Raw genomic sequence first — 12,094 nt, 5'->3', positions numbered from 1 at the left:
GACTACGGCACGCGGAGGCCGTCGAGGGCGACGGTCAGCACGTCGGCGGCGAGCTGCTCGGCGTCTTCCGGGCCGCCGGGGCGGTACCACTCGGCAATCGAGTTGATCATGCCGAAGAGCAGGCGGGAGACGATGCCGGGGTCGAGGTCGGCGCGCAGGGAGCCCTCGTCGCGGGCCTCGACCACGAGGGCGGCGACCGCCCTGTCGAAGGCGCGGCGGCGGGACAGTGCCGCCCGCTCCACCTCGGTGTTGCCGCGCACGCGCAGCAGCAGCGTCACGTACGGCAGCTTGTCGACGAGCACGCGCACAGCGCCGCGCAGCACGTGGGCGAGGCGGTCGGCGGCGGGGCCGGTGGTCGCGCCGCTCTCCGCGAGCACGCCCTCCAGGCTGTCGAGGGCCTCGCCGAGGGCCAGCTCCAGCAGTTCGTCCTTGGACGAGACGTGGTGGTAGATGGCCGACTTGGACAGGCCGAGACGTTCGGCGAGCATCCCGATGGAGGTGGCGTCGTAGCCGTGCTCGTTGAACGCCGCGACGGAGACCTCGAGGATGCCGCGCTGGTCGTAGCCGGGGCGGCCCCGTCGGATCTCGGTCTCAGTCATGACTCCCCAGTCTGGCACGCGACGCCCATGCCGGATGCTGGCACGCGACGCTCGCGCCGCGACGCCTACCGCAGGTCGTACAGCCGCTTCTGCTTGCCGGCGCTCGGCTCCAGCGTGCCCGGTTCCTCGCGTGCGACGTTCACGGTCACGCCCACCCTCTCCTTCACCCGCTGCACGAGCAGCGCGCAGGCCCGGTCCGCCGCATCCAGACTCGCGCCAGGACGGGACTCGATGCGCACCGTCAGCACATCCAGGGAGGCCGGCCGGGTGAGTTCGAGGACGAAGTGCGGGGAGAGGTCGTCGATGCCGAGCACCAGCTCCTCGATCTGGGTCGGGAACAGGTTAACCCCGCGCAGGATGATCATGTCGTCGTCGCGGCCCGTCACCTTCTCCATCCGGCGCATCCCGGGCCTCGCGGTGCCGGGGAGCAGCCGGGTGAGGTCGCGGGTGCGGTAGCGCAGCACGGGGAAGGCCTCCTTGGTGAGGCTGGTGAAGACCAGCTCGCCCGGGCTGCCGTCCTGCAGCACCGCGCCGGACTCCTGGTCGACGACCTCGGGCAGGAAATGGTCCTCCCAGATGTGCGGGCCGTCCTTCGTCTCCAGGCACTCGCTGCCGACGCCCGGACCCATCACCTCGCTGAGGCCGTAGATGTCGAGGGCGTCGATGCCGAGCCGTTCCTCCAGTTCGAGGCGCATGGCATTGGTCCACGGCTCCGCACCGAGCACGGCGGCGCGCAGGCTGGTGGAGCGCGGGTCGATCCCGGCCTCCACCATCGCATCTGCAATCGTGAGCAGGTAGCTGGGGGTGCAGAGGATCACGTCCGGCTCGAAGTCCTGGATGAGCTGCACCTGCTTGGCGGTCTGGCCTCCCGACATCGGGATGACCGTCGCGCCCAGCTTCTCGATGCCCGCGTGCGCGCCGAGGCCGCCGGTGAACAGGCCGTACCCGTAGGCGTTGTGCACGCGCATCCCTGGCCGGACGCCCGCGGCCCGCAGCGAGCGCGCGACGAGCGACGCCCAGCGGTCGAGGTCGCCGGCGGTGTAGCCGACGACGGTCGGGCGCCCTGTCGTGCCGGAGGAGCAGTGGATGCGCGCGATCCGCTCCGTGGGCACGGCGAACATCCCGAACGGGTACGTCTGCCGCAGGTCCTCCTTGGTGGTGAACGGGAGCAGCGCCACGTCGTCGAGGCTGCGGATGTCGGCGGGGCGGACGCCGGCCGCATCCAGTTTGGCGGTGTAGAGCGGCACGTTCTCGTAAGCGTGGCGCACCGTCCACTGCAGCCGTTCGAGCTGCAGGGCGCGGAGGGCGTCGCGGTCGAGGCGTTCCTCCTGGTCGAGTTCGTCGGCCGCCGGTGGGCGGAAGGCCGGCGTGGTCGGTGTCGTCGTCGACATCGGGACCTCCGTGGTGCTTCAGGTGGATGGGTGGTGCGTGGTGGTGCTGCGCCCGGCGTCAGGCCGTGCGCGTGGTCGTGTGGCTGCGGCCGCGGAACTCCGCGACGGGTCGGTCGTCGTCGTCGGTCACGGTCACGTCGTAGACGCCGGTGCGTCCGCTGCGTGCCCGCACCCGCGCCGTCGCGGTGAGGGTCTGCCCGGATGTGGTCGGTGCGAGGAAGACGATGTCTGCTCCCGCGGCGAGCGTGATCCGCTCGTCCTCGTTGCAGGCGATGGCGAACGCCGTGTCCGCGAGGGCGAAGACGAAGCCGCCGTGGGTGACGTCGAAGCCGTTCAGCATGTCGTCGCGGACGAGCATCCTGACTCTGGCGCTGCCGGGCTGCGACTCCTCGACGACCATGCCGAGGGCCCGGGATGCGCGGTCGCGCGCCATCATCGCCTCGGCCGCGGACGAACCTTGCGCGGGCGCCTGCGTCATTCCGACCTCCTCGTCGCCGGTCCTGCGGCGTTTGCCGGACCGTGAACCAGACTATATACTAACCGAACGATCAGTTAGTAATTCGGAAGGGTCGACGATGACCATCACGGCAGAGCCGCTCCCCCAGGAGAGCACACCGGAAGAGGCCCGCTTCGCCGAGCTCCTCGACACCGACTCGCGGGTCGAGCCGCGCGACTGGATGCCGGAGGCATACCGCAAGACCCTCATCCGGCAAATGTCGCAGCACGCGCACTCCGAGATCATCGGGATGCAGCCGGAAGCCAACTGGATCAGCCGCGCCCCGAGCCTCAAGCGCAAGGCCATCCTGATGGCCAAGGTGCAGGACGAGGCCGGTCACGGTCTCTACCTCTACTCCGCCACCCAGACGCTCGGCATCACCCGCGACGAGATGACGGAGCAGCTCATCGCCGGCAAGGCCCGATACTCGTCGATCTTCAACTACCCCACGCTCAGCTGGGCGGACATGGGCGCGATCGGCTGGCTCGTCGACGGCGCAGCGATCTGCAACCAGGTACCGCTGTGCCGGGCGTCGTACGCCCCGTACGGCCGGGCGATGGTCCGCATCTGCAAAGAGGAGTCGTTCCACCAGCGGCAGGGCTTCGAGATCCTGCTCACGCTGATGCGCGGAACGGAGGCGCAGCGGCAGATGGCCCAGGATGCGGTGAACCGCTGGTACTGGCCGTCGCTGATGATGTTCGGTCCGCCGGACGACGATTCGCCCAACTCGGCCAGGTCGATGGCGTGGAAGATCAAGCGGTTCTCCAACGACGAGCTGCGCCAGCGGTTCGTCGGGATGCTCGTGCCCCAGGCCGAGGTGCTCGGCGTCACGCTGCCCGACCCCGACCTGCGCTGGAACGAGGAGCGCCAGGCATACGACCTGGGCGAGATCGACTGGACAGAGTTCCAGGAGGTGCTCGCCGGGCGCGGCCCGTGCAACGCCCAGCGGATGCAGCGCAGGCGCGAGGCGCACGAGGACGGACGCTGGGTGCGCGAGGCTGCTGCCGCGTACGCCGCCAAGCAGTCCGGACAGGCGGCATGATGCACACCCAGGGAACCCCGGACGCCGGGCACGCCGAGGTGTGGCCGCTCTGGGAGGTGTTCGTACGGTCGAGCCGCGGCCTCAGCCACGTGCACGTCGGGTCGCTGCACGCCCCGGACGAGACGATGGCCGTGCGCAACGCCCGCGACCTGTACACGCGCCGCAGCGAAGGGGTCTCGATCTGGGTAGTGCCGTCCGACGCGATCACCGCCAGCGACCCGGATGCGAAGGGCGCGTTCTTCGAATCGCCCGCCGGGAAGAACTACCGGCACGCCACCTACTACACCGAGAGCGAGGGGGTGAAGCACCTGTGAGCGAACCCGGCACCGCATCCGGACAGGACACCGAGCTGGAACACGGCCACGTCGAGCTCTCCGCCGTCACCCTCGACAGCGAGTTCATCGCGGGCGACGAGGTCGCGACCCCCGACATCGCCGAGTACGCCCTGCGGCTCGGCGACGACTCCCTCGTGCTCGCCCAGCGGCTCGGCGGCTGGATCTCCCGCGCCCCCGAGCTGGAGGAGGACGTCGCCCTCGGCAACATCGCCCTCGACCTGCTCGGGCACGCCCGGTCGCTCCTGCGCTACGCGGGCACGGCATCCGGTCGGTCGGAGGACGACCTCGCATACTGGCGCGACGAGCACGAGTTCCGCTCCGCGCACCTGATGGAGCAGCCGAACGGCGACTTCGCGCACACCATCGTGCGGCAGTTCGCCGTGGCGCACTATCTGTTCGAGCTGTACGCGCGGCTGCGGGCATCGTCCGACCCCGTGCTCGCCGCCATCGCGGCGAAGGCCGTGAAAGAGGTGGACTACCACCGCGACCACGCCGACCAGTGGATGCTCCGCCTCGCGCTCGGCACCGACGAGTCGCGCCGCCGCACCGTCACCGCCCTGTCCGACCTGTGGCCGAACGTCGACGAGCTCTTCACCGACGACGAGTTGTTCGACCGGCTGGAGGACGTGGCGCCGCGACCGTCGTCGCTGCGGCCGGCGTTCGACGCGAGCATCCGGCCGGTCCTCGACGAGACCGGCCTCGAGCCGCCGGCCGTGTTCTCCGCCTCGGGCGGCGGCAGACACGGACGGCACTCCGAATACCTGGGACCGCTGCTCGCCGAGATGCAGGTGCTCGCCAGGCAGTTCCCCGGGGCCACCTGGTGAGCGGCCACTTCGCCGACGCGCACCAGGCCTGGGCCGTCGCCGCCTCCGTCGTCGATCCCGAGGTTCCCGTGCTCACGATCGACGACCTGGGGGTGCTGCGCGAGGTCACCGTCACGGACGACGGCGTGAACGTGGTCGTCACCCCGACGTACAGCGGCTGCCCGGCGATGGAGACGATCCGTGCGGACGTCGTCCGGGCGCTCAGTGCGGCGGGCTTCGGCCCCGTCACCGTGCGCCTCGCCCTCTCCCCCGCCTGGACCACCGACTGGATCAGCGACAAGGGCAAGGCGGCGCTGGCCGCGTTCGGTATCGCGCCGCCGACCGGGGCCGCACCGGCGGTGGACGGTCCGGTGCGCATCCGGATGGCCGTGAAGTGCCCGAACTGCCAGTCGCTCGACACCCGAGAGGTCTCGCACTTCGGCTCGACATCGTGCAAGGCGCTGTACGAGTGCTCCGCCTGCGGGGAGCCGTTCGACTACTTCAAGGTGCTGTGATGGCGCGCGCCCGTTTCCACACGCTCGCCGTCGCGGACGTGCGGCCCCTCACCGCGGCCAGCGTCGAGGTGACGTTCGCGGTGCCGGACGAGCTCCGCGGCGAATACGACTACCAGCCGGGGCAGCACGTCGCCCTGCGCGCCACCGTCTCCGGCCGCGAACTGCGCCGCAGCTATTCGATCTGCCGCCCTCCGACTGCCGGGAGCATCAGCGTCGCCATCAAGCGCGACCTAGGCGGGGCGTTTTCCACCTGGGCGACCAGCGAGCTGAAGGCGGGAGACCGGATCGACGTGATGAGCCCGCAGGGCACCTTCACCACCGACCTGGCCGCGCTGGACGGGAAGCACATCGTCGGGATTGCTGCCGGTTCGGGCATCACGCCGCTGATGGCGCTCGCGCACAGCATCCTGTCGGCGTCGGAGACCTCGCAGTTCACGCTCGTCTACACGAACAGGACGGCGATCGACGTCATGTTCCTCGAAGAGCTGGCCGATCTGAAAGACCGGTTCCCGTCCCGGCTCGCGCTGCACCACGTGCTCTCCCGCGAGCAGCGCTCCGCTCCTCTTCTCTCCGGCCGCATCGACGACGACCGGTTCCGCAGGATGCTCGACGTGCTCATCCCGCCCGCGACCGTCGACGAGTGGTTCCTGTGCGGTCCGTTCGAGCTGGTGCAGCTGTGCCGGGATGTGCTCGAATCGGTCGGCGTCGACCGCTCGCACATCCGGTTCGAGCTGTTCACCACCGGCGAGCCGACGCAGGTCACCGGAGACGCCGGGCATCCGGTGATCGCGCGCGACGGCGACAAGACGGTGCAGATCGAGTTCACGCTCGACGGCCAGACCTCCACGGTGGACACCCCGGTGGACGCGAACGAGTCCGTGCTCAACGCCGCACTGCGGGTGCGACCGGATGTGCCGTTCGCGTGCGCAGGCGGGGTGTGCGGCACCTGCCGGGCCCGGCTGGTCAGCGGGGACGTGCGGATGACGGAGAACTACGCGCTGGAGCCGGAGGAGCTGGAGCGCGGATACGTGCTCACCTGCCAGTCGCATCCACTCACCGACCGCGTGGTGGTCGACTATGACGGATAGCACCGCGCGGAGGGAGCGCCGATGATCGACCTCACCATCACGGACAGCATCGCCAGGATCACGCTGAACGCCCCGGAGAAGCTGAACGCGCTCGACGAGACGGGCCTGCGCGAGCTCTCCGCCGCCTACGGCGAGGCCGAGGCGGCCGGCGTGCGCGCCCTCGTGCTCACCGGCGCGGGGCGCGCGTTCTGCGCGGGGCGCGACATCGCCGGCGTGGATGCGGCGACCGACGACGTGAGCGGATACCTCGACGGCCTGGTCACCCCGCTGCTGCGCCGGATGAGCGCCTTCCCCGCGCCGACCTTCGCCGCTGCGCAGGGCGCATCCCTCGGCGTCGGGCTCGGCCTGCTGCTGGCGACCGACGTGGTCTACGTGGCGGAGGACGCCAAGATCGGCTCGCCGTTCGCCGCGCTCGGCGCGCTGCTCGACTCGGGAGGGCACTCGCTCTTCGTGACGCGGCTGGGGCCGCACAAGGCCCTCGACCTCATCTACACCGGGCGGCTGATGAGCGGGACGGAGGCGGTGGCGTCCGGCCTGTTCAGCAGGGCACTCCCCGCCGACGAGCTGCAGACCGCCGTGTCCGCTGCTGCCGAGACGGCGGCATCCGGAGCGACGGCGGCGCTGCTGGCCAGCAAGCGGATCGTGGCGGCCATCCGGGACGGTGAGCTGGCGCTGTGGGATGCGGTCGCCGCGGAAAACCGTGCGCAGGCCGAACTGCGCGACACGGCCGACTACCGCGAGGGGTTCGCGGCGTTCCAGCAGAAGCGCCGGCCGCAGTTCCGCGGGGAGTGACGCGCGGGGTGACTCTGACGCATCCCGTCGCGAGTCGTTCGTTACGTCACGTTGCGGCGCACGTGCATCCCGGGCCGTCGTCGCGCATTCTGGCTTCATGACCCGTCAGATCCGATTCAACGCCTTCGACATGAACTGCGTCGCCCACCAGTCCTCCGGCATGTGGCGACACCCGGACGACCAGGCCTGGCGGTACAAGGACCTCACGTATTGGACCGAGCTGGCCAAGCTGCTGGAGCGCGGCGCGTTCGACGGCATCTTCATCGCGGACGTGCTCGGCACCTACGACGTCTACGGCGGCTCCAACGAGGCGGCCATCCGGCACGGCGCACAGGTGCCCGTGAACGACCCCATCCTGCTGGTGTCGGCGATGGCGCTCGTCACCGAGCACCTCGGATTCGGGATCACGGCCGGAACGGCGTACGAACACCCGTACCCGTTCGCCCGCCGCATGTCGACGCTCGACCATCTGACCAACGGACGCGTCGGCTGGAACGTCGTCACCGGCTACCTGCCCTCCGCCGCGCGCAACATGGGCCACGACGACCAGCTGCAGCACGACGACCGCTACGACCAGGCCGACGAGTACCTCGAAGTGCTCTACAAGCTGTGGGAAGGCTCGTGGGAGGACGACGCCGTGATCCGCGACCGCGAATCCGGGGTGTTCACCGACCCGTCGAAGGTGCACGAGATCGGCCACCAGGGCAAGCACTTCACGGTGCCGGGCATCCACCTGTCCGAGCCGAGCACCCAGCGCACGCCGGTGATCTACCAGGCAGGCGCCTCCAAGCGCGGCATCTCGTTCGCGGCGGAGAACGCCGAGGCGATCTTCGTGGCAGCCTCCACCAAGGAGGGGCTGAAGGAGACGGTCGCCAAGCTGCGGGATGCGCTCGAAGCCGCCGGCAGGGACCGGTACGCCGCACGCATCTACACCCTCCTGACGATCATCACCGACGAGACCGACGAGAAGGCGCAGGCGAAGTTCGAGGACTACCTGCAGTACACGAGCGACGAGGGCGCGCTGGTGTTCATGTCCGGCTGGATGGGCGTCGACCTGTCGCAGTACGACCTGGACGAGCCCATCGGCAACGTCAAGAGCAACGCCATCCAGTCCGCCGTCGCCAACTTCCAGCGGCCGAACGCCGACGGCGGGGAGTGGACGGTGCGCGACATCGGCCGCAACGGTGTCATCGGCGGGCTCGGCCCGTTCATCGTCGGCGGGGCCGTGAGCATCGCCGACCAGCTGCAGGAGTGGGTCGACGAGACGGACGTGGACGGGTTCAACCTCGCGTACGCGATCACACCCGGCACGTTCGAGGACATCGTCGAGTTCGTCATCCCGGAACTGCGGAAGCGCGGTGCATACCCGGAGGAGTACGTGGAGGGCAGCCTGCGTCACAAGCTGCACGGCGCGGGCGACCGGCTGCCGGAGAACCACCGCGGCGCCCGCTACCGCATCGGGGCCACGGCGGCCGCGCAGCAGTAGAATCCCCTGTCTGTCTACCGCTCGACGGCAGACGGACGGACAATCACCGCAAGGCGGCACAGGGCTTCAATGCGCCGACCCCACGTGGCGCCGGACGCGCGGGTAACGCTCCGGCGCCGCGGCGTGTGCGGCGGGGCCGGGCGGATGCGCGCCGGCGGCCGCGCGGGCTGCACCAGCCGTCGTGCTTGTCAGGAGCCGATGGCCGGGGTGGGCGCCGTCGGCGGGTGCGGCAGGTGCTTCGTGTACGAGGCGAGCAGCAGCAGGGCGGACAGCGCGGCCAGCACGACGAGGGCGATGAACAAGCCGATCGTGTTGAGCGGCGGGGTGAGCGCCGCCATGATCGTCGGCACCAGGAAGCCGGCGTACGCGACGGCGTAGAACATCCCGGTCAGCCCGGCGAGGTCGCGGGGCGTCGCGATGCGCTGCACCTCCAGCAGCCCGGACACCAGGGCGACGCCCATGCCGGCGCCGAGCACCACGCTCGCCGCGGCGCCCAGCCACAGCGATCCCCACGCGACGGCGCCGGTGAGCACCACCAGTCCCGCCGCGATGATGACGAGCGCCGCCACCAGGCCGCGCGCGCTGGAGACGGAGTGCAGCCGCTTCGCGATCGGCTGCACCAGCGACGCGACGCCGAGCGCCACCACCGTCAGCACCGTCGCGTATCCGAGGCCCCACTCACCGGTCTGCTTCGCCAGCAGCACGGGGAGGTAGCCGTATGCCAGGGCGGCGGCCGCGAAGATCCACGGCGCCGCGACGATCACCACACGCCGGAACCGCTTGTGCCCCGCGCCCGGGATGCGCAGCTGCGCCACGAGCGGACCGCGCTCACCGCCGTTGGTCGCGGTCTCCGGCGCGCGCAGCACCAGCCACGCGAACGGCAACGTCAACAGGATGTGCACGGCGAACGGCAGCTCCTCGCCGAGCGCGGTGAACTGGGCGATCCCTCCGGCGACGAGCGCGCCGGTGGCCGAGCCGAGGGTGAAGGCGAGGGAGGAGCGTCGTGCGCCTGCCGCCGCATCCACCCCCGGCTCGAAGCGCGGAGAGGACACCTCCTTCATCCAGCTGGTGCCCACCGCCATCGCGATGCCGACGGTGATGCCGGAGAGCAAACGGCCGATGTAGATCGGCACGGGTCCGAACGTGCCGAGCGCGAGGCTCGCGCTCGCCAGCACGGCGGTGAGCACGCCCACGAGCATGAGCGGCCGTCTGCCGTGCCGGTCGGAGAGCGGCCCCGCGATGAGCAGGGCGGGCGCGAGACCGAGCACGTACACGCCGAGGAACATGTTGACGGTCAGCTCGGAGTAGTGCTGGACGTCCTTGTACATCAGCAGCAGCGGGCTGAACTGGTTGCCGCACCAGGAGCAGAAGAACATCAGCGCGAACACGATGCGCCACGGCGGCGTCTGTTTCGTGCGGCTCACAGCGCCCCCTGGTTCCTCGCGATGTGGGCGCGCAGCTGCTCGTCGAACGCGGCGGTGCCGCTGTTGCCGTCGCCGTCGTTGCCGCCGTCGTTGCCGTCGCGCAGCGCGGCGAGCAACGCCTCGTGGTCGGCGAGCGAGTCGGCGAGCGTGCCGGGCCGCACCCGGAACAGCTGGTGCCGGATGCGCTGCTGCCTGTCCCTGAGCATCCCGAAGAAGTGCACGGCCAGGTCGTTGCCCGACGCTTCCACGATCGCGGCGTGGAACCACTGGTCGGCCTCCACGAACCGCTCGACGTCGTCCGCGGCGATGGCGGCGCGCTGCTCGGTGAGCGCGTCGTCGAGGGCCGTCAGCAGCGTCTCGTCGGGACCGCCCGCATCCAGGATGCGGCGTGCGGCTCCCACCTCGATGACCTCGCGCAGGTCGAGCACGTTCTGCGCCTCCCTCGGCGGCATCGGCGTCACGACGGCGCCGCGCCGGGTCTCCAGGGTGAGCAGCCCCTCGGCGGCGAGACGCAGGAACGCCTCGTGCACCGGCGTGCGGCTGACGCCGAGCTCCGCGCCGACCTGGGCCTCGCTGAGGAGCGCGCCTCCCGGCGCCGTCCCGCTGAGGATGAGTCGTTTGGTGGTGGCGTACGCAAGCTCTGCCGCGGGGATCATGCCCCCAGCCTACGCGCTTGCATGCAAGCTTGCGTACAAGCCCCAGCTTGCACGAATGCTGTTCAGCTCACACGCGCCGAGAGCAGCCTGCGCACCGCGGCGAGCGGGATCGGCACCCACGACGGCCGGTGCCGTGCCTCGTACGTCACCTCGTACACCGCCTTGTCCAGCTCGAACGCGTCGAGCAGCTGCTGGTGTTCCGCCAAGGCCGGGCCGGCGACCGAGGCGTACCCGTCGAGGTACGCCTGCCGTGCCCTGGCCGCCCATGCGCTCGCGTCGATCGGCGGCTCCCGCCTGGCCAGCGACCCGGCGACGTAGTCGAACGAGCGCAGCATTCCCGCCACATCCCGCATCGTCGCATCCGGGATCGCTCGCTCGGACAGCGGCCGCAGCGGCTCCCCCTCGAAGTCGATGAACTGCCAGCCTCGCTCCGGCGAGTACAGCACCTGCCCGAGGTGCAGGTCGCCGTGGATGCGCTGCAACAGTGGATGCGGCTCCTCGGCGGCCACCTCGTACACCGCCGCGATCCCCGCCCGCAGCTCAGCCACGTCCGGCACTTCGCTGGACGTGATGGTGAGGCGCTGGAACATCCCGTCGAGGGCGAGCGCCACGTCGTCCCGGGTCGCGGTCTTCGTCGGGAGTGCCTGCGCGAGCGAGAGGTGCAGCTCGGCCGTCCCCGCTCCGAGCGCCCACGCCCGCTCGGCGAAGTCCTCTCCCCGCTCCGCCGCGCTCACCGCGAGCTCCCAGCCGTCCTCCGCTCCGGTGAGGAAGTCCTGCACGAGCGCCAGCTCACCGGATGCGCGGCCGGCGCCGGTGGGTGACGGCCAGCTTCCGGTCAGCCAGCCGAGCAGCGCCGGGGTGCGCAGCGAACCGCCGGCCGTCAGCGCGGCCAGGGTCGACACATCCGGGTTCTCGCCGTCCTGCACGACCCGGAAGACCTTGATGAGCGCGAGCCTGCCGCCCTCCAGCTCCCCCACGATCGACGTGTTGGACTGCTCGCCGGTGAGCTTGCGCGACGATCGGACCACGATGGGCGCTCCGAGCGTGTGGCCGAGCGCGGTTGCTTCTCTGCCGTCGACGCCGAGCGCCCCATCCATCAGCGCGACGAGGGCGGCGACGTACGCTTCGTCGTCCGGGCCGTCGTAGAGATAGCGGCCGCCCGCCTCGCCGATGAGCGCGGTGGGGTCGCCGTCCGCCCGCGGCCTGGCGACGACGGGCACCTGGTAGACGCGCGGCGTGCGCGGCGCGTCGTCGGCGAAGAAGTGCGTGACGATGCGCACGTCATCGTCCGCGTGTCCGGTCTCGAAGGACGCCAGCAGCCGCAGGCGCGGTTCGACGCTCTTGGTCGAGTACCAGCGCTGGCGCCGCATCCATGACCCGACGAGCTCGGTGAGTTCGGTCATATTTGCACCGTACGCCCGCGGGACGGAAAACCGCGAGACCACCCTGGCAACACGGAGGAACGCG

The 12,094-nt window shown here is 70.7% G+C and carries 13 protein-coding genes; 7 read left to right on the top strand and 6 right to left on the bottom strand.

The features are described from left to right. Positions 1–2 precede the first annotated feature (2 nt). The 3 genes from AC1ROC_RS12825 to paaI form a co-directional block, all read right to left on the bottom strand. A complete protein-coding gene (locus tag AC1ROC_RS12825) occupies positions 3–599 on the bottom strand; it encodes a TetR/AcrR family transcriptional regulator (protein ID WP_085371277.1) in 597 nt (198 codons plus the stop codon). Between the two features lie 65 nt (positions 600–664). Beyond that, entirely contained in the window at positions 665–1,990 is a 1,326-nt protein-coding gene (paaK, locus tag AC1ROC_RS12820; protein ID WP_493000576.1) for a phenylacetate--CoA ligase PaaK, read from the bottom strand. 58 nt (positions 1,991–2,048) lie between these two features. Beyond that, positions 2,049–2,468, bottom strand: coding sequence for a hydroxyphenylacetyl-CoA thioesterase PaaI (gene paaI, locus AC1ROC_RS12815; protein WP_085371275.1), 420 nt, complete (start codon positions 2,466–2,468; stop codon positions 2,049–2,051). A 97-nt stretch (positions 2,469–2,565) separates the two neighbouring features. Here paaI and paaA point away from each other — a divergent pair, with 97 nt between their 5' ends. From paaA to AC1ROC_RS12780, 7 genes are all read left to right on the top strand, one after another. Next, on the top strand, positions 2,566–3,528 hold the full coding sequence (gene paaA, locus AC1ROC_RS12810; protein ID WP_085371274.1) for a 1,2-phenylacetyl-CoA epoxidase subunit PaaA: 963 nt from the start codon (positions 2,566–2,568) through the stop codon (positions 3,526–3,528). After that, the gene (gene paaB / locus AC1ROC_RS12805; protein WP_179150881.1) at positions 3,525–3,842 is read left to right on the top strand and encodes a 1,2-phenylacetyl-CoA epoxidase subunit PaaB; all 318 of its coding nucleotides are present in this window, start codon (positions 3,525–3,527) and stop codon (positions 3,840–3,842) included. Before paaA ends, paaB begins: the two co-directional genes overlap by 4 nt. Further along, positions 3,839–4,687: a 1,2-phenylacetyl-CoA epoxidase subunit PaaC gene (paaC, locus tag AC1ROC_RS12800; protein WP_493000572.1), complete on the top strand. Its 849-nt coding sequence runs from the start codon at positions 3,839–3,841 to the stop codon at positions 4,685–4,687. Before paaB ends, paaC begins: the two co-directional genes overlap by 4 nt. Continuing rightward, a complete protein-coding gene (gene paaD, locus AC1ROC_RS12795) occupies positions 4,684–5,181 on the top strand; it encodes a 1,2-phenylacetyl-CoA epoxidase subunit PaaD (protein ID WP_434949186.1) in 498 nt (165 codons plus the stop codon). Before paaC ends, paaD begins: the two co-directional genes overlap by 4 nt. Next, on the top strand, positions 5,181–6,269 hold the full coding sequence (gene paaE, locus AC1ROC_RS12790) for a 1,2-phenylacetyl-CoA epoxidase subunit PaaE (protein WP_493000570.1): 1,089 nt from the start codon (positions 5,181–5,183) through the stop codon (positions 6,267–6,269). Before paaD ends, paaE begins: the two co-directional genes overlap by 1 nt. A 21-nt stretch (positions 6,270–6,290) precedes the next feature. Next, positions 6,291–7,061, top strand: coding sequence for an enoyl-CoA hydratase/isomerase family protein (locus AC1ROC_RS12785; protein WP_085371271.1), 771 nt, complete (start codon positions 6,291–6,293; stop codon positions 7,059–7,061). A 97-nt stretch (positions 7,062–7,158) separates the two neighbouring features. Further along, positions 7,159–8,547 (top strand): LLM class flavin-dependent oxidoreductase, encoded by a 1,389-nt coding sequence (locus tag AC1ROC_RS12780; RefSeq protein ID WP_085371270.1) that lies wholly within the window; start codon positions 7,159–7,161, stop codon positions 8,545–8,547. Between the two features lie 188 nt (positions 8,548–8,735). Here the strand turns inward: AC1ROC_RS12780 and AC1ROC_RS12775 are convergent, their stop codons facing one another. From AC1ROC_RS12775 to AC1ROC_RS12765, 3 genes are all read right to left on the bottom strand, one after another. Beyond that, entirely contained in the window at positions 8,736–9,971 is a 1,236-nt protein-coding gene (locus AC1ROC_RS12775) for an MFS transporter (protein ID WP_493000566.1), read from the bottom strand. Beyond that, positions 9,968–10,627, bottom strand: a complete 660-nt coding sequence (locus tag AC1ROC_RS12770) for a GntR family transcriptional regulator (protein ID WP_493000564.1) — start codon at positions 10,625–10,627, stop codon at positions 9,968–9,970. Before AC1ROC_RS12770 ends, AC1ROC_RS12775 begins: the two co-directional genes overlap by 4 nt. Before the next feature lie 62 nt (positions 10,628–10,689). Then, positions 10,690–12,030 (bottom strand): maltokinase N-terminal cap-like domain-containing protein, encoded by a 1,341-nt coding sequence (locus AC1ROC_RS12765; RefSeq protein ID WP_493000562.1) that lies wholly within the window; start codon positions 12,028–12,030, stop codon positions 10,690–10,692. Positions 12,031–12,094: the final 64 nt, after the last annotated feature.

The sequence above is a fragment of the Leifsonia sp. GW821-FHT13C05 genome (assembly GCF_058806515.1).
Note: the sequence above shows the minus strand (reverse complement) of the source record. Positions and strands in the feature narration are given on the sequence as shown.